Annotated in this window: 12 protein-coding genes and 1 tRNA gene; 9 read left to right on the top strand and 4 right to left on the bottom strand. The window is 51.3% G+C overall.

Features of this window, described 5'->3' with window-relative positions:
• Positions 1-378: 378 nt before the first annotated feature.
• From VF399_08465 to VF399_08475, 3 genes are all read left to right on the top strand, one after another.
• Positions 379-2,436 carry a GreA/GreB family elongation factor gene (locus VF399_08465; protein ID HEX7320374.1) on the top strand — a complete coding sequence of 686 codons (2,058 nt, stop codon included), beginning with the start codon at positions 379-381 and terminating at the stop codon, positions 2,434-2,436.
• A gap of 114 nt (positions 2,437-2,550) precedes the next feature.
• Positions 2,551-4,338: a tetratricopeptide repeat protein gene (locus VF399_08470; GenBank protein HEX7320375.1), complete on the top strand. Its 1,788-nt coding sequence runs from the start codon at positions 2,551-2,553 to the stop codon at positions 4,336-4,338.
• Between the two features lie 77 nt (positions 4,339-4,415).
• Positions 4,416-5,012 carry a PDZ domain-containing protein gene (locus VF399_08475; GenBank protein ID HEX7320376.1) on the top strand — a complete coding sequence of 199 codons (597 nt, stop codon included), beginning with the start codon at positions 4,416-4,418 and terminating at the stop codon, positions 5,010-5,012.
• Positions 5,013-5,081: 69 nt separating this feature from the next.
• Here VF399_08475 and VF399_08480 read toward each other — a convergent pair whose 3' ends face one another.
• The 3 genes from VF399_08480 to VF399_08490 form a co-directional block, all read right to left on the bottom strand.
• Positions 5,082-6,221, bottom strand: a complete 1,140-nt coding sequence (locus tag VF399_08480; GenBank protein HEX7320377.1) for a class I SAM-dependent rRNA methyltransferase — start codon at positions 6,219-6,221, stop codon at positions 5,082-5,084.
• Positions 6,222-6,347: 126 nt separating this feature from the next.
• A complete protein-coding gene (locus VF399_08485; protein HEX7320378.1) occupies positions 6,348-9,224 on the bottom strand; it encodes a S8 family serine peptidase in 2,877 nt (958 codons plus the stop codon).
• Positions 9,225-9,315: 91 nt separating this feature from the next.
• Entirely contained in the window at positions 9,316-10,242 is a 927-nt protein-coding gene (locus VF399_08490; protein HEX7320379.1) for a prohibitin family protein, read from the bottom strand.
• 191 nt (positions 10,243-10,433) lie between these two features.
• On the opposite strand from VF399_08490, the gene VF399_08495 reads away from it, so the two are divergent.
• From VF399_08495 to VF399_08520, 6 genes are all read left to right on the top strand, one after another.
• Positions 10,434-11,543 carry a saccharopine dehydrogenase C-terminal domain-containing protein gene (locus tag VF399_08495; protein HEX7320380.1) on the top strand — a complete coding sequence of 370 codons (1,110 nt, stop codon included), beginning with the start codon at positions 10,434-10,436 and terminating at the stop codon, positions 11,541-11,543.
• Entirely contained in the window at positions 11,540-12,481 is a 942-nt protein-coding gene (locus tag VF399_08500; GenBank protein ID HEX7320381.1) for a sugar ABC transporter permease, read from the top strand. The genes VF399_08495 and VF399_08500 overlap by 4 nt, the downstream gene beginning before the upstream one ends.
• On the top strand, positions 12,474-13,295 hold the full coding sequence (locus VF399_08505; protein ID HEX7320382.1) for a carbohydrate ABC transporter permease: 822 nt from the start codon (positions 12,474-12,476) through the stop codon (positions 13,293-13,295). The genes VF399_08500 and VF399_08505 overlap by 8 nt, the downstream gene beginning before the upstream one ends.
• A gap of 161 nt (positions 13,296-13,456) precedes the next feature.
• A complete protein-coding gene (locus tag VF399_08510; protein HEX7320383.1) occupies positions 13,457-13,912 on the top strand; it encodes a cyclic nucleotide-binding domain-containing protein in 456 nt (151 codons plus the stop codon).
• Positions 13,891-13,962: transfer RNA gene (locus VF399_08515), tRNA-Glu, on the top strand. The genes VF399_08510 and VF399_08515 overlap by 22 nt, the downstream gene beginning before the upstream one ends.
• 100 nt (positions 13,963-14,062) lie before the next feature.
• Positions 14,063-16,129 (top strand): OmpA family protein, encoded by a 2,067-nt coding sequence (locus tag VF399_08520; GenBank protein ID HEX7320384.1) that lies wholly within the window; start codon positions 14,063-14,065, stop codon positions 16,127-16,129.
• Positions 16,130-16,204: 75 nt separating this feature from the next.
• On the opposite strand, the gene VF399_08525 is transcribed toward VF399_08520, so the two are convergent.
• Positions 16,205-19,354, bottom strand: a complete 3,150-nt coding sequence (locus tag VF399_08525; protein HEX7320385.1) for a diguanylate cyclase — start codon at positions 19,352-19,354, stop codon at positions 16,205-16,207.
• Positions 19,355-19,364 lie beyond the last annotated feature (10 nt).

Below are 19,364 nucleotides of genomic sequence, written 5' to 3' on the forward strand. Positions count from 1 at the left end.
GGGTGAGGGGGATAACTGGAATCCCGAGGAATGAGGGGAAGCAATCTCATCTTTCTATTATGACAAGTCAAAAGTTTACAAAAATATCAACATCGCTCCCATGTATAAAATAACCACTGAAATATCGGAAGATTTAGGGTGAAAAAGTTTACGATTAATGGCAGCCGCCTTTTTCCCAAAATCAAGACTGATCATAAAAAGCAGTAAGATATTCATTTAAATAGCCATCCCGATGTCAAAAATCAAGGAAACCATGCCGAATTATTATATGAGTTTCATATACAAAGTCAATCAATATTATCCGCCACCATATTCAGAGTTAAAGTGTGAATAAAAATTTTTCTATTGAATACCGGCCAAATCTTGCTATAATACCGCATGCGCGAGGATATCAAGAAATACATCGAGCAGAAAGATTTCGAAGGTCTGGAGAATGCATGGATGGAGATGGCCGAGCAGAACCAAACCCTCCTTGATGATTATTTCGCGATCGCCGAGCGGTTGAAAAAGATCTCTGTGACCGAGCAAGCATATCTGCTGCTGGAGATCCTGGCCGGCCAATATGAAGCAATAAATGATTTGGACAGGGCGCTGGCCGTTTACAAGCAGATGCCTTATTACACTTCGAACGATTCCAAGGCCAGGGAAAAAACGGCTCATCTTTACCGAGTAAAATACAAAGACTGCTTGAACATTGAAGATTATCTGGAAGTCTCGGGTTTTGAAAAGGGTGAGCATTTTTTTAAATCCCTGGAGCGCCTGGATGAATTCTTGAAATATGACGTCGGCAAGTTTTTCTACTTTGAAAAATATGGGATCGGTGAGATCAAGGATGTAATGCCTTTAAAAAAAGAGTTCATTATCGATTTTGAGAAACATCCGCGCCATTTCATGAAATTCGATATCGCTCGCGGACTGCTTATGCCTCTCACCAGCGAGCATTTTCTGTATCAAAAGCAAAAAAATATGCCCGGGTTGAAGGAGTTGGCGAGTACTGACCCGATTGGCTTAGCGAAACTGATCCTGTCCAGTTTCCCTCAGCCCCTGTCAGTTGCCCAGTTAAAGAATCACGTGGAAGGCATCATTGATAAGAACGAGATCGCCCACTGGTGGGATAAAGTGCGTAAGCAGCTGGAGCATGACATCAACATCCGGGTCGGAGGCAAAACCCAGAAAACATACCAGTACGTCAGTGCCGGTGTCAATAAAACAGTTGAAGCCGTCAATGGTTTTGAAAAAGCGTCACCTGAAGAAAAATATGCATTGGCTGAAATCATGGTCAAGAAGGATCCGGCCGCGTTCGAAAAGATCATGCCCTTGCTCCTGCAGGTAGCCCATGATCAACTTCAGCAAAACCCTGGTTTAGCCCTTGACATCGTACTTTTACTGAATGAAATTTCATGCAAGATCAGCGATCCTTTAAACATCGAAGATATCTATGATACGCTGCCGCCGGCAGAGATCGTTCATCACCTTCAGAATTTCAACCATCAGCGAATAGTCCTTGATCACATCAGCAAAACCAATCCGGAAACCTGGCCAACCATCTACAGATCCATCCTCTTCCATGCCGGCACAGAAAGCCGGCTCATGGCCGAAATAGAACAACGGCTGGCATCAAACCCGGACATTCTGAAAGATTTCTATGACGCCGTTTTCCTGGTGCCCCATAACCACCCGGAGCAGTTTCAGTGGCTCATGAAAAAAGTATCAAAAGCCGAATTAAAGAATTATCTGGTGCCTGGACTGGTCCCCCGGTTCATCAGCAGTCTGGATCATGTCAAGGGTCTTAAATCGACCGTCATGAAGATCCTTGCCCTGGAGCGGTTTGATGAACTCCTCAACAGCGCGACACCGGATGACGCCCAGAAGATCATCGCGGCCGTAAATAACAGCCAGAGCCTGGAAAATTTCGAAAAGCGGGATTTCCTGCGGGTTTTGGAATATCATTTCCCCCAACTTTTCAAACGCGAAGACCTTATCTATTCAACACCAGCCGCCCTGCAGAACAAAAAGAGCGAACTGGAAAAACTCCTGACCGTAGATATCCCGGAAAACAAGAAGGAAATAGGCCGGGCGCGGGAACATGGCGATCTGAGCGAGAATTTCGAATACAAGGCGGCAAAGGAGCGGCAGGACCAACTCTATCAAAAGGTGCGGGACATCGAACAGGACCTGCCTAAGGTAAAATTGATCGACGCTCGGACGGTCGACACTTCTAAGGTATCCATCGGCACCATGGTCTCCTTGAAAAACAAGCGGTCCGGCCAGGTAGTAACCTTCACGATCCTGGGCCGGTGGGACACCGACCTGGAACACAGCGTGATCTCCAACGAATCACCGCTGGCCCGCGCCATGTTGGGAAAGAGCTGCGGTCACAGCGTGGTCATCGATGATTTCGAACATGAGATCGTCATGATCGAGAAGGGAATCTAGATCAAGATCAAGCAGAGCAACAAATTCTACGTCACTTTCCTGTTCCTTGCCTTTATCTACCTGATACTGCACCTCATTTGTAATTTTATTACGACGCCCGGTGAATTATGGGGCGTGTTCCATTTATCGTTCTTTGCCTGGTGGCAGCAGGTGCTATTCGTCGCGGCCGCACTGCTGGCGGTGTTCGGCGGATGGTTCGCGGACAGCAAGCTGGGTGAGTCAAAGACCGGTACGACCTTTATTCTGATCGCGGTCGCCTTGGCCGTGCTGACCGGCATATCCTTCGTGCTCTTCAGTGAAAAACTCATGCTTCTGGGTGATGGCAAGATCCGGATCGGAACGATCAACGGCAAACTGTTCGACGACGTAACTGAACTCGGCGATATTTTTATCCACCGCCTGCTGTACCGGGTGCTGGCAGGCCCGGGGGTCAGCGGACAGGATGTTTACCGCTGGGTGAGCATTGTGGCGGGCTGGATATTTCTTGCCATATCACTAATATGGAGCGCGCGCCTGACAAGACCATGGCCAGCACGCCTATTCGTGTTCCTGCTCATTCTCAGCTCTGGCGCGCTCATGCTTTTTTACGGGCATCCCGAAAGTTACGCGCTCCTTAACTGCGCGGTCCTGATCTTTGCGGTATTATGTACCGGCAGCGAGCATGGACCCGCCCGCGCGCTGCCGGTCAGCGCTGCCTGCCTGGTCGCCGCGTTCCTGCACCTCGCCGGGCTGTGCCTTATTCCGGCATTGATCATTGTCTGGTCGCAGTCCATCAAAAAAACATGGCTGAGGTTTGTCTGGATCGGAATTTCTGCCGGCGCGGTCATCGCGCCGGGGCTTTTTCTGTTCAAGTCAGTGTCCCGCGCTTCTGCCCTGCCGGTCCTTTTGCCGCTTATGCCATCGGTTGACCATCCCTATGCCATTCTCGGTGGTGGTCATATCATGGATATGATGAACCTTTTCCTGCTGGTCGCAGCCGTGCCGGTCATGATGCTTATGTGTTCATATACTAGGGATATTTTTAAACAGGAACTGGGCCTGATCGCAACTGCCGCAGCCAGCGTCCTGTTCATCCTCCTGGTCGACATTTTCTTCGAAGCCGGGGATTGGGACCTTATGGCATTTGTTTCCCTGCCTTTAGGTATCCTCGCGGTCCAGACGCTCATGAGCCAGGGTCTGCGCAAGTTATTGCGCATTGCCGGGATCATTGTCGGGATCATGTGCTTTCATGCTGCTCCCTGGATGATCTCTAATGCAGTCCCGTCGATCGCGCTCAGGCAATACGCTGATGTCGCCCTCCGCTATCACCACCAGGACAACAATTGGCTCTTTGTCAGGGGGACCTATATACTCAGTTCGGACCTATGCAAGCAATACAAGGAAGCGCTTGTCCTGGGGAACGCGGCAATTGAGAACGGTATCTCGGACGCCCGGATATACTATAATATGCTGATCGCCAGTTATCATCTTGCAGATTACAGTCAAGCGGTCAAATACGGCCAGGCAGCGGTTGCAAGCGACAGCAACTATGCCCGGGCTTGGCATTACCTCGGAGAGAGTTACAATTACTTGAAGGACCACGACCGGGCAGCAAAGGCGTTTGACAAGGCTCTGGCAATAGGCGACACGACGGCTGAGGTCTATTACGGGCTGGGCTACGCGTTGCAGTCCTTGGGCCAATACCGCAAGGCGTCCAACGCGCTCAGCAAAGCGATCGAACGGTCGCCTGGAGAAATCAGATATTTAAAAATGGCCTTTTACAACTACTACTTGATGAATAATTATGACCAGGCAATGGTTCTGATCGAGAAAGTCCTGCGTCTGTCACCCGGGGACCAGGAAGCGCTGCATTACAGAACCATGATCAAGTCAGCTTTCCGGTCCACAAAGATAGGGCAATGACCTTCGGGGCTTATTACAGGATAAACAAATCGGCAAGAAGGTCTGTCTTAAATATAAGCTTAAAATATAAAGGAGGAATGATGCTGAAATCACGGTCCATTGTTAAGTCCTTTGCCATACTCACAGTGGTAATGGCGCTTTGCGCGCCGTTATTACTCAGTGCCCAGTCCTGTTGCGGCGAAGTAAAAGACTGCGAAAAAGTATGCACCGAGGTTAGCAAAAAGTCCGGCTACCTTGGGATCACTGGCGGTGATCTTAGCGACGGCGTGAAAAAGGCGCTTAATATCGAATCCGGCGCTGTTGTGGAAACCATCGCCGAAGGCTCACCTGCCGCGAAGGCCGGCATCAAGGTCGGCGATGTCATCGTGGAGATCGACCAGCAGAAAGTGTCAAATTTTGAAGGTCTGCGAGGGTTCGTGGTCGCAAAGCCGAACCAGAAGGTGAATATCGTCATGTTCAGGGACAATAAAAAGATTGCCAAAGACGTCACCCTGGGCGAAAAGGAAACAAAAGAGTTAAAGCTGGAAATGAACCTGCCTGATATTGACTTTAATATCGAGAATTTCAAGGACCTGCTGGGCAAGGGCACGACCGAACTCAAAAAACAGATCGACGAATTGAAGATCGAGGTGGAAAAGCTAAAGGCCGAGGTCGAAAAACTGAAAGCCAAGTAATATACTTGCCACTATAATGACACTACGCCATTACGCCGGTCGGTGCAATGGCGTAATTTCTTTTAGCGCTCAAACCATCTGCAGGAAAAGTGCTTTTAAATATTCGCTTTCCGGAAAATTCAGCGGAACCGGATGGTCTGGTGCCTGGCGGCCATGGTCAATGATCCTGAATGCTTTCTTCGCATCCGATGCCGCACCCTGGAGCATGGTGATAAAATCTTCCATTGATATATGGTAAGAACATGATGAAGTGAAAAGCAAGCCCCCTTCGCGCAAAACCTGCATCGCTTTAAGGTTTATTTGTTTGTAACCGCGCAGCGCGGCGAATTTTTTCTTTCTCGATTTAGTAAAAGAGGGCGGGTCCAGGATGATCGTGTCAAAAGCCCGGTTTTCCCGGGCATAAGCATTCAGTACATCAAAAACATCCTGGCAGGAAAATTGGACCTCGACCTTGTTCAACCGGGCATTTTCCTGCGCGAGCCTGATCGCCGGTTCTGATGAATCAACACCGGTAACCTTAACGTCCACTTTCTGGCCGGCATACAACGAAAAAGCGCCGGTGTAACAGAAGCAGTCGAGGACCTCGCCATGAGCCAAATCCCGAACTCTCTGCCGGTTCAATCGCTGGTCTAAGAAAAATCCGGTCTTTTGACCATTAACCAGGTCCACGAGAAACTTCACGCCATCCTGTTCGATCTCGACCTGCTCTGGAATTGTACCGTGAACCACGGCCGCGCGCGGCTCCAGGCCTTCCAACGAACGCAATCCCTCTTCATCATTTTTTTCATATATCCCGGACGCCGAAAAATCATCAACGAGGACTTTGAAGATCTTGTCCTTGTTCAGTTCCATGCCCAGGGCATTGATCTGAACGACAAAGTACTTATCGTATTTGTCTACGACCAACCCGGGCAGACCATCGCTTTCGCTGAAAACCAAGCGGTAGGTATCGCCCAACCCGTTCCTGATGTCGTTTGCTTTACGCATGCGTTCCTTGATCAAAGCCGCGTCAAAATCTTGCTTATCAGCGGAAAATAACCGTACCGCAATGAGCGAGTGCGGGTTGTAAAAGCCAGAACCAACGGTCTTGCGCCGCTCCTCGACCCTCACCACGGCGCCGGGCACAACGCCATCTTCAACCCGGATGACCTCATTGGAAAAGATCCAGGGATGATTAGTATGCCGGCGATGGACGATAACCTTTTTCATGCAACCTCGTGCGGTATTATACCGCTACTGAACCTCCTGTCAATGCACTGTTGGAAAATTACCGGGGCGCCGGTCCTTTCTGAAAAAGCACCCCGGTGCGTTTTTTCTCTTTTTTTTTCCTTTATTCTATTTTAGCAGTACACCCCGCACGGCATATGCCTTGCCACCAGTCTCGAGCGTGAAAAAATAGATCCCGGATGAAACCGCTCTTCCTTGATCATCTATGCCGTTCCACCGCATAGTGCTGACACCCTGGTCAGGATAACCGGCAAATACGGTCTTTACCAACTGGCCCGCCGTATTGTAGATCTTCAGGGATGACCTGCCGGCCATCGGGATATTATAAAAGATGCTTACCGATCCGCGAGCCGGGATTGGTTTCAATGCTACCAATCTTGACCCCATATCCGGATAGGATCTGAACTCGTCGGCGGAAACGATCCACTGTTTCATCCGCGGCTGTTTGGTCGTGATCTTGACCGCCCTGCCGTTCGCCAGCACTGACGCGCCTTCATCATACATCTTATTGAAGAGGTATGTCCAGCCGTACATCTTGGTCGAATCCTGGTGTCCTACAGTGCAGCTGTAGGGATTGCCGACTTTCTTGTACTGGATGATGATATCATTACGCACTCCCGGACCGGCGGTTGTCGTATCATAGATCACGTACTGGAAGAAGTGGTTACCGGATGGACCGCTGACCGAGTCGCACTGGATCACGAAGCGGCCGTTCGCAGCGTCATTGTAGTACCACCAGGAAGCCGGCGTAGCGGTCGACAGCGTGTCCCAGAAAGCCGCGATCATGTTGGGGGCCGAGGTCTGATTACCATAGTCCACGCGTTTTGGCAGGCCGCTGTTGTACTGTATGGTCAGGGTGCTCCTGCCCATGGCGATCCAGCCATTCGAACACACGGATATGCTGTCAGTGGATGATATGCGCTTCGTGTAGTGTCTTACGGTAAAAGGCGAACGCACCCTCAACGTTGTCATCACTCCGCCCGTGCCGATCGTCGTACCCGAACCACCGTAACTGGGGTTGATCTCGATCCAGTTGTAAACAGGCGCTTCGGTATAGAAGGAATCGGCGTTATCGATAATGAAATACCCCGCGCTGTCTGGGCCGCAAACCGAACCCATTCTCAGCTGGTAGTTCAGCGTGCGCGTATACGCTCCCGAGGTTACAACGAGATCGAACGGCACCAGCGTGCCGATGTTTATCAAGGTGTCCGCCCTCAGCACGAACGGATCCGCGCTATTATTGCCGCGGGTATCAGGGCTGATATCGCCGTAAGAGCCCATTGAATCAACGATCGTAATATTGGCGTTCGTCGTCCTCAGGATCCCGGTCACACCCGAGGCTGCCCCGCTGCCCAGGTTGACCAGCGTGTCGACCAGGGTGACCGTTTCCGAGGGATCAAACCAGGCATTACTGTTTCCGGTGGGAACGGGATCCAGGACCACGGTCCCATAATCACCAAGGCGCAGATCAATGGCCGTGCCCGCCGGCGTGTTGTCGATCGCGCGGCGTGCCCTTACCCTGCCGGCGCCGAATAGCGTATCCTTACCTGCAGTCCCCAGATCAAGCGCCGTGAATTGCATGATGCTGTCGATCTGCGCTACGGTCAGGTTCGGGTTCTTGGATAATAACAACGCGGCAACACCGGCGCAACACGGTGTCGCCATTGATGTCCCGCTCCAACCACTTAAATATCCGGTGTTGTTATTGTACGCACAAGACGTGATATTCACACCGGGCGCTGCGATGTCAGGCTTCAAGAGCCCGGGTCCAGGTCGCCACGGATAATCCCAGTACCAGGGAGCGTCTTCCCAGCATGAAGGTCCGGTTGATGAAAAAGAAGCCAGCGCGTCAGTATTATCGGTGGCGGCGATCGATATCGCTCCTCCCAGTCTTCCCTTGGCCTCGGATGGATGATGCCAGGGTCCGGGCGCATCGCCCGGGCACCTTAGATTGTAAGGAAGGGGACAATATGAGGAACCGCGCTCATTACCGGCCGCGATGAAATAAGCGATACCGGCCAGAGCCACATTGGTGACGCCTTTGCGCCATACGCTGCGGCGCGGTGTCCACGCCATATACCAGCCCAACGACATCGACACTACATCTGCACCGTGGGTGGGCGACAATGGAGGCGCGATCACGAACTGCATCGCGTCCAGAACATTTTTCTCGGAGATAGTATCGGGCATCGGATAGGCAATGTTCGTCCTTACCCGGCATACCATGAGCGAACACTGGGGCGCCATGCCGCACGAATCGCCGGCCGAACCGTCAGAACCGATAGTCCCGCTGCAGTGCGTGCCGTGCCCGGAGACATCCATAGGATCATCGCTGTTTGACTCGAAATTCCATCCGAAATGAGGATAATTAGCGTCGATCCACATGTGGTTACGCAGATCGTAATGATTGTAGTTGCACCCCGTGTCAATAAGCCCGACGATGACGCCCTGACCTTTGTAACCAAGTTGCCAGCATGAATCAGCGGCGACCTTTATGACATTCCATTCGACCGTTCTGGACAATATATCGACCGGCGCTGGTTCGCCTACGGTCAAAAGCACGTTATCGCTGATAATATCCGATGTCTCAAGGTACGCGATCCCCGTAATGTCTGACAGCGTTTCGATCACTGACGGCTTTACCTTGCAGCACACCGCATTGATGATCCAGAATGATGTTATGTCGGACGCGTTGCCTCTTTTTTGTTCGGCGTTAAGAAGCACCAGCACTTCGCTCTGGGTACGGGTTGAAAGCTTCTTGAGTTCTTCGATAACGACATAGCGTTTTTCCCAGCGCGGCAGGTTTTGAGTAATCTGTGCAAGGTATTCTTCGTCGGATTGTTCGTTCATGACGATCATTATTTCGATCGATTCGTTGTCATGGACCTGCAGCATCTTCTCTTCAAGCTGCGGCCCCAGTTCGACCATCGCCGGCAACAGCCCGGCGGTAAGATACAATGTTAGAACAATAACAATAGACCTCATATTACCTCCCTGTCACAAAATAATAATCACCTATCACTGGTTGTCAATACTTTGGTGCTGCAGGAAATTTACCGACCGGAACTAATGAATACTACCGCCCGGCGCTGAAAACATCCATGATCGGCACCAGCTTGTCGCCGGCAACGACCGTTGGCAGGTGGCCGTCCCATTTGTCGATCGCCAGGCGCTGGACCTCGATCTTGCGCAGCTCGATCAGCACCTGCGTTACCTGTTCCTTCTGTAAACGCAATGCCTCGGCTTCAGCCTTTGCCGATTCGATCTTCTGCTGGGCCTCCGTCTTGATCCGCTCCAGGTCGCGCTGGGCCTTTAGTGCCAGCTGCGACGCGGTCACCTTTGCCTCGATCGCCTTGGTAAAATCCGGCGAAAACGAAAAATCGGTTAGGGACACGGCGTCCACCCTGATGCCGTGAATGATCAAGCGGTCTCTGAGGTACTTTTCGATCATCTCTTTCACTTTCGCCCGCTCCGTGATCAGTTTTTCCGCATCATATTGCGCGGTCGAAGCCTTCACCGCTTCCTGGATCGCCGGTTTGATTATCCGGTCCTCATAAGCGCGCCCCAGGGTTTGATATACCACACCTACCTGTAATGGATCCAACCAGTAATTCAGGGTCACCTTAGTGGACACTTCCTGCAAATCGCGGGATGCGCTGGCCGCGCTTGCTTCATATGCTTCAACCCGCACCGACATGACTTCAACGCTCTGGATAAGCGGTACCACCATATAGAGCCCCTCATTTAGAACCCGGCCGCTGACCGCTCCGAATGTCAGAACCACGCCGCGGTGACCGGCATTTATCGTGCCCATGGATGACAGGAATATAATAATGACTACGAACAAAATCACACCCGTAATAAGCCCTTTAATGCTAAAATTGACGGTCCATTTCCGGATACTTCCGATATCCTTTATATCGGGTCTTTTTATATTTATTGCCCAGGTGATACCGATGATCAAAACAACAAGACCGACCACAAATTTCAAGAAACCTATCATAACAACCTCCTTGTTTTGTTTTTGGTTATGGTCATAGTTTCCATCATATTATTTTATTTATGCGATATCGGTTGACCCATTATATATTTTACAAGCCCGGTGTCAATGTCCTCGTATTCAGCTTTACGGGCATTGATCTTTAGCGAATCGTTGCCTGATTGATTTTTAAGACCTCCTGGATATAATTGGCAATGAACATCTGCGTTCTTGGGGGCGGCATGCAGGGCCGGGTCGCGGCTTTCGACCTGGCCAGGTCGGGCCATTTGGTCACGGTCCTTGATATTGACAGATCGAACCTGCGGCGGCTGCGCGGCACGCCGCTTATAAAAACCGTGCGCTTTGATGCCGGCGATAGAAGATCGCTGGTCACATTCATAAAAAAACACCGCTATGACGCGGTGCTCGGCGCCCTTCCGGCGGCGCTCGGGTTTGGCGCCATGCAATGCGCGATCGAAGCCCGGTGCGACATGGTCGACATGTCATATCTTACCGAAGATCCTTTTTTGCTCAATACGAAAGCGCGAAAGCAGGGGGTGCGGATCATCCCGGACGCCGGGTTTGCGCCCGGACTCAGTAACCTGATCGTTGGCCGGGCGGCCAGCGAAATCAAAAAGATCGACCGCCTTCGCATCCTTGTCGGCGGCATACCGCAGGACCCGCGACCGCCCTTCAACTACCGCATCACATGGTCGCCGGCCGACCTGATCGAAGAATACCTGCGTCCCGCACGCATTGTCCATGACCACCGGAAAGTGGTAATACTGGCCCTGACCGGGATCGAGGAATTCACGGTACGGGGAATTGGCAGACTTGAATGCTTTTACACGGATGGGTTACGGACCCTGCTGAAAACCCTCAAGTCGATCCGGCATATGGAGGAAAAAACTATCCGTTATCCCGGGCACGCTGCCCTGTTCAAAACGCTGATCGCCGGCGGCTTTTTGGGTACAAAACCGCTGAAGAACGGTCCCTGCGGCTTCCGGCCCAAGGATCTCACGGTCCAGGTGCTGCGTGACGTTCTCAGCCAAGGCAGTGAAAGGGACATCTCGATCCTGATAATCGAGATCCGGTCTGATCGTGCGAGGCGAAGGTATATGTGCGTTGATCGCTACGATAGACGCCGCCACATGACATCAATGACGCGGATGACGGCATTTTCCGGTTCATTATTCACCCAGTGCTTTAAACAGTACCCGGGCTGCGGCGTGATCCCTCCTGAACAACTTGGTCAGGTCGCGCCTATTTTCGAGTTCATTATCACCCGGTTAGCCAGACGCGGTATCCGCATCGCCCGATCGTGAAAAGAAAAACAACATGGGCAGGTTATTTTTTTATCCTGCCCGCCCTGGTCATTATCGTCGTTTTTCGCGCTTATCCCATATTGCAGGCCGTAAGAATGAGCATGTACAAATGGTCGATCGCCGGTCCGCTGCAGTATGTCGGGAGCAAAAATTTCCAGCGATTATTTATCGATCCTAAATTTTTCCAAGCCCTGGGCAACACTTTGTGGTACATTATTGGCGTCGTTCCGGTCACGGTGATCGCGGCCCTGTTCTTTGCCCACCTGTTGAACCGGAACCTAAAGGGACAGGGGATCTACCGGACCCTTTACTTCCTGCCCGTGGTGACCTCGATCGTGGCCTCCTCGGTCGTATGGAAATGGCTCTTCAATCCCGACCGCGGATTGTTCAACGCGGTTCTGAATCTATTCGGCATTCAAGGGATCGCCTGGCTGAACGACCCGCGAGGGATCCTGGCGATCGCGACCGCGCCGCTCGGTCTAAAATTATCCAATTTTCTGGCCGGACCTTCGATCGCCCTGATCGCGCTGGTGATCATGGCGGTCTGGCACAATCTTGGCTATTGCATTATCATCCTCCTCGCTGCGCTCCAGGTCGTTCCCGGGCATTACTACGAAGCCGCGCGGCTTGACGGCGCCAAAGCCTGGCAACTATTCCGCTACATCACCGTGCCGGCCATTTCACCCGCCATTTTCTACGTGATCATCACCCAGACGATCATCGCCTTCAACACTTTCACGCCCGTCTATGTGATGACACAACCCGCCGGGGGTCCACTGGGTACGACCAGCCTTGTCGTTTTTTATCTTTACGAGCAATCCTTCCGGTTATGGAACCTCGGCTATGCGAACGCGATCGCTTTCGTGCTATTCGTTCTGATCCTGGGTTTTACCCTGATGCAGCAGCGATTTTTTGAAAAAAAGGTTTATTATGAATGACCGTAGACCACATCCGTTCTTTCACCTCATTCTCATCCTGGGAGCTTTCTGGATGGCCCTGCCGTTTTTCTGGATGCTGGTCACGGCTTTAAAATCCAGCAGCGACGCCCTTCGATTTCCACCTACTTTGTTACCGGAAGCGTTCTTGTTCCGCAACTTCATTACCGCCTTTCGTGAAGTCGATTTTCTGCGATATTTCATAAACACGGTCATTATGACCGCAGCCATCACCGCGCTCGTTTACATCACGACCATCCTGGCTGCGTATGCTTTCGCCCGCTTAAAGTTCTTGGGCCGAGAAACGCTGTTTTCATTGTTCCTGGCGATGATGATGATCCCTTTGCCCGTCTACCTGGCACCGACGTATTCCATTCTCAGCCGGCTGGGGTGGATCGATACCTTCCTGGCGCTGATCATCCCCTGGAGCGTCAACGTTTTCGCGATTTTCCTTTTGCGGCAGCATTTCCGGTCCTTGCCGCAGGAATTGTTCGATGCGGCCCGCATGGATGGCCTCGATCATTTACAGATCATCATAAAGATCGTCCTGCCCCTTTCCAAGCCGATCCTGATCACGATCGGTATATTTGAGGTCATCACCAGCTGGAATTCGTTTCTCTGGCCGCTGATCGTCACGCATTCCGACTCCATGCGGACCATCCAGACCGGTCTTTCCTACTTTGCCCAGGCAGAATCAACGAACTATCCGCTGCTTTGCGCGGCGTCAGCGTTCACAACGGTCCCGTTGATCGCTCTCTATTTTTTATTGCAGAGGCATATAATGGAATCATATGTCCGGAGCGGTATCAAGGAATAGATAAAGGAAGCATTCATTAAGAATAAGGGGTCCCGCCGGGACGAAAATGACCTGACCTCCCCCATCTTGACAAGCATATAAATCTGTATAAAATTAACCTTATGAAAGATCTATCAAAGGTTTTGTTGTTTAAATATTTGTCTCCCCAGGAGGTCAATTGGATGCTGGTAAAATGGCGCCCGCGGGAGATATCAAAGGATACCGTAATAATCAAGGAAGGCACGACCGGTGATGAGATGTTCATCATCGAAAGCGGCCAGGTCGAAGTCCAGCTTACTAGGGGGGATCTGGTCTTGATTCTTTCAGAATTAGGTGAATTTTCGTTTTTCGGTGAAATGGCGCTCCTCACTGAAAAACCGCGTTCCGCGACGGTCAAGGCGAAAACTGACTGCCGTGCTCTGGTTCTGAAAAAATCGGATTTTATGGAGATCGTCAACGAAAATCCAAAAGTTGCGGCTAAATTCCTGCTGGCAATGGGTGAAGACCTTTCCAATCGGATCATGACCACGAACGCGAATCTTGAAAATTATTTCTTGATCAATCAGGCAATCGTTGACAACGAATCTTTCAGGAATCTGTACATATTAACACACAAGGCCCCATCGTCTAGTGGTTAGGACATCACTCTTTCAAGGTGAAGATACGGGTTCGACTCCCGTTGGGGCCAGATTTAATATATGGGAACTGGGCAGGGGTTTAAAAGCTTGAAAAACGATAATTCAGGCATCAAAACCCCTAAACCATCAACTATTAGTATAGGAGGTTCCATGAAGAAACTTCTTTATTGTGCTGCCTTATTGCCGTTGTTTTTGATCGGTCAGGAGATATCCGTCTATGGCAACCGCGGCATGTTCAAGCTCCAGTATGCCCAGCCCCATAACATGGGCATGCTGTCTTTTCACCTGTCGTCATCTGAAAGATTTGATAAGATGCGCACGATGCAGGCAGGAACATGGACCGAGGACCGCAAGCATTTTTTCAACGTTTCAGCCGGGTTGTCATATTCGATCATTGATTACCTGGAAGCCCGTTTCCGGGCGACCGCCTTTTTAAAATGGTTTGAAATGAACAACTTCCCGATCCAGCGCGGCGATCCTGACCCGCCATGGGGTTTTGAAACGATCGAGATCGGAGGAAAAACCGGTTATGCTTTTACGCCGGACAAGGTCACACCCCTGACGTACGCATTTGGCGCCGAGTTCCACGTTAACTGGGGACCGCGGCTGCCGACCGATAAAGCAGAATTTGACCGCCGGTTCTATGCGGATTCGTTCTGGGATCAAGGCGCAACCCCGGTAACCCCTCATTTCCCACCCTATATTCCGCATAACCCTGATTATGCCGCGAACGGTCTGGCTGACTTCAGGATCGGACCTTTTGCCGCGCACCTCAATGCCGGGTACCTGGCCACGGGCGTGGACATCAAGCCGCCTTACGTAGATACGAATGAATTTTTGCAAAACTATCTCCGCCCTAATTACATAGTCCATGGCGGCGGCATTGAACTCATACCTCACGAGGAAGTGCGCATTCTTATTGAGACCATGGGTTATTTCGACTCTGACGCACAAAGCGAATCACTCTGGATCACGCCGGGACTGCGGTTTGGCACTAAAAACGTCAGTTTTGACTTGGGCTGCGAGATCGGCCTCCTGGGACGCGAATACTGGAAAGCATTCTTCACATTCTCCGGCGGTGCCGATCTCATCAAGAAAGTCGAGATCCATATTCCGCTCGCCAAGATCACGGGCCGCATCTATGATGCCAAGACCGGCGATCCGATCGCGGCGACCGTGACCCTCCCGGGTTCCGAGAAAGAGCCGATTCAGACCGCGGCCACGGGCACTTATGAATTATCGCTCGCTCCCGGGAACTACCGCGTCCATGTCGAAGCGTCCAACTACCGCTGGAAAGAACAGGGCGCCGTGCTCAAGGACGGTGACCAGCTGATACTGGACTTCACGCTCAACAAAAAAGAGATATCCAAAGTGATGGGCAAGGTCTATGACGCCGAAACCAGGATGCCGCTCATGGCCGAGGTCACGTTCCCACAAACCCAGTACATGCTCGTCACTTCCGATACCTCGGGTATGTATGCCGCGACCCTGGCACCCGGCACGTTCCGGATCCATGCCGAAGCCACCGGATATCAGTTCGATGAAAAAGTCGTCACGCTCCAGGAAGGCGAGACCAGGATCGTGGACATCCCCCTGAACAAGATCAGCCTTGCCCAGTCAACGCTTATGGGCAAAGTATCCGATGTCGAAAAAGGAACACCAGTCCTTGCCCAGATCACGTTCGTCGATACAAGGATCCCGGTGACTACTACCGATCCTACGACCGGCATCTACAAGGCAACAGTACCGCCGGGCACTTACTCGGTCAAAGTCGAAGCCCAGGATTACGTAATGGAAAGCGCGCCGGTCGTCCTCGCCAAAGACGAAACCAAGATCCAGAACTTTGCCCTGCGCCGGATCCCCAAAACCGGCGAGAGCTGGGTTTTGAAGGGCATTTATTTCGACTTCAATTCAGCGATGATCAAGCCCGAATCATATCCTGTGTTGGATGACGCGGCAAAGGTACTGCTCGCTAAACCGTCCATGCGTGTCGAGATCAGCGGACATACTGACAGCATCGGCTCGGATTCGTATAACCAGAAACTCTCCTACCAGCGGGCCAATGCAGTGCGAGACTACCTCATCACCTATCACAAGATCGATCCGTCGCGCATCATTGCCATTGGTTATGGAGAAGCTCAGCCAATAGCGGATAACCGAACCAAAGCAGGCCGTGACCTCAACCGAAGGATCGAGTTCAAAGTACTGAGCCAGTAGGAATAAAACTGAAAACTTAAAGTCCCGCGCGGTGTTCCTAGCGCGGGACTTTTCTTTTTATAAGCAACTCAGTTTCTACTTTACGCCGCGCACGATCTCCTTTTCGATCTTGTCCAGAAATCTGAGGTCGCCGACCGTCTCGAACATCCGGTTGGCGCCCAAGAACATGGTCAGCGCTTTTTTATCATTCCCTTCCCGCTTCAGGGCAAATCCCTTGAGGAAAAGAATCTCGGCCGCCATATCGCTGGCCGGCAATGACTTCAAGCGGTCCCAGGCTTTGTCAAGCTGCCGGCGTGCCGCCGCGTATTCCCGGCATGCGATCGAGACCTTGGCCCGCAGGATATCGGCGTAAACCAAGTTCGAATAATCATGTTCTGATTTTACCTGCAAGTTCAGCCGCGCGATCAGCGACCTGGCGCGCCTGATATTGTTTGCCATCAATGCGTAATCGATCTCTTCCATGAAACAGCTGACATAGTAGCTGCTAACGTCGACTTTCTTCAAGTACTCGTTGCACGCTTTCATGGCCGCAAGACCCTTGCGCACCTGTTTCATCTCGCGGCAAAGCTCGCTGATATTGAGATTGGTGAAGATATGGCCCTCGGTAAAATCGGTTTCCTTCGCATACTGGATAGCCAGCCGGTAGTTGCTCATCGCCTGGTCGTACATCAAACGCCGGAAATATATCCAGCCCAGGTTGTTATATATATACGCCAGGTTCCGTTTCGCGCCGATCAGCTTTGCCTTGGCTAGCGCCTTCTGGTAATATTCTTCAGCCTTGGCGATATCAAAATGGACATGAAGCACTCCCAGATCCAGCAGCGCGATCAGGATCCCTTGCTGGTAGCCGATCTCTTCATATAATTCGAGCGCCTTGTGATACAGCTCTTCGCTCTCCCTGATCTTGAACTCATGTTCGTTAATGATCGCCAGGTTCAGATAGCACGCCGCGATGCCTTTCTTGTCGGCGAGCGCCTGTCTTAACATCAGCCCTTCATGGAGATACTTCCGCGCCCGGTCGAACTCACCCAGGTTCTGATGGGCGATCCCGATGGTCACATATGTCACCGCCAAGTCTTTTTTACTGACCGATTTCTTGTTCTTCAGTATGGCTTCGCATTCTTTCTGGGTCCGTTTGAAGTGACCAAACCGTGATTGGATGAACGCCAGAGCGGATTTGAACGCGTACTCATTGGTAGTTCCCTTCACGAGTTCCAGACCGCGGCGGTAATAACCCATGCTTTCCTTGAAGTTGCCCATGTTCTCGCAGACCTGGCCCAGCTTCTCGTATATCTTGTGATCGTTGGGTCTGATATTCAGGCAGACCAGAAGATTTTCCATGGCCAGCTTGTACTCTCCCGCGTAATGGGCGATCTCGGCGATGGCGTACTTTATTCTGTATATCTTCTCGATGTTATCCTCGTAGTGCAGGCAGTGTTCATAGAATTTGATCGCCACCCTGTGTGCATAATGGTCCCTTGCTTTCAGTGCCGCCAGTTCGGAATAATACAGGATCTTGCTGACATCATTAGCGCGGGTGAAATGTTCTGTCAGCTGTTCGTAATATTCGGGCAGATTAGCATGGTAATAGCTTTCGATCGCAACGCCTACGTCGCGGTGCAGTTTGGCGTTGTCGGCGCGTGAAATGGAATGGTACGAGATCTGCCGAACGATATCTTCGCTGAAGAAAAAGATGTCGCGCGCCCTTTCCTTTATTAAACCCGTAATCATCAATTCATCCAGAGCATCAAGGACCTCCCCGACATTACGCTTGCTGACCAGCGCCAGGAATTCGGCGTTGAATTCCTGTCCGAAGACCGCGGCGATCTCAAGGAAATGACGTATGTTTTTGTCCAGCAGATTGACCTTTCTCAGGATCGTCTCCTCGATCGACGAGGGGATAACAAAGCCTTCTTTGTGCATGAATACCCATTCCTTGCCGTTCCAGTATATCTTCTTCTGTCGCTCCAGTTCCCGCATGATCTCTTCGGTGTAAAACGGATTTCCACCGCCCTGCTGGTAAACGAACCTGGCCAGCGCCGGCGGAACCGTGCCCATCATCGCCTCCAGCAACTTGGATGACTGGTTGGAGTTCAACGGCGACAGGGTTAGCTGCGTGTAAAGCTTCTCGCGCGCCCAGAGTCCGAAGAATCCGTTGATCTGCGATTGTTTGATCTCCTCAACGCGGTAAGTCCCAAAAATATAGATGTTTTCCTTGATGTTGCGTATAAGAAAATCCAACAGTTCACAGCTGGGACGGTCGGTCCAGTGCAGGTCGTCGATAAGCAGGATCATCACGAGCGGCGACAGACTATGCGCCATGCTTATGAAGAACGAACTAATGCTGTTAAACAGGCTGTATTTATCAAGGTCATCCACCAGCGCGGTCTTAAGCGCGCTTTTGTCGGGGAAGAATTTCATCACTTCGGCGCGCTGGGTCAGCGGCATTTTCTTCAAGGCCTCCTGGACGACCGTGAATTCGTTGGCGAACAATTCGCGGAACAGGTTTTTAAAAGGGTGATACGGCACTGAAGACAGGGCGGCGTAAGAATTACCCCTCATGATCGTCGCCTTCACGAATTTGTTCTTGATCTCGTGCGTGAGCCGGGTCTTGCCGATACCCGCTTCACCGGCGATAAAAATGGTTTTGTATTCTTTTAATTTACCCAGGCACCAGTTAGCCTCGTCTTCGCGTCCGATCGTTACCGGCGATGGAATGACCAGTTTTTTCACGACTTCCGGCTTCAGGCCGATCTGGTTCTTGCCTTCTTTTTTGGCCTGATACATCAAGTTATCGGCTTTGCTTATCAGCGTCTCAATGGTCATGCCGTCATCCGGGAAGATCGCGAAACCCATGCTGCATAGGATCTTGTGGCCGATCATTTTCAGGCTATTCAGGTTGGCGATCATCCGCTGAGCGAGGTCTAGTATACCCTTTAGATCGGTATTGGGAACAAGAATTATGAATTCGTCGCCGCCGTAACGCACCAGGTTGTCGACTTCACGCACGCTTGATCTTAAAAATCGGGTGAATTCGATCAAGACCTTATCGCCTTCCAGATGACCATAGGTGTTATTGATATCCCGGAAATTATCGATATCCAGCAAAAGCAGGGCAAATTTCGTCGCGAAACGGTTTGCCCGCTTTATTTCATTGTCGATCCAGTAATACAGAAATTTACGGTTATAAACCCCGGTTAGCTCATCGTAATAGATCTCTTTCATGCGGTAAAGA

It is taken from the genome of bacterium (genome assembly GCA_036382775.1).
GTDB lineage: Bacteria > Hydrothermota > Tepidihabitantia > SM23-42 > JAOAFX01 > DASVHD01.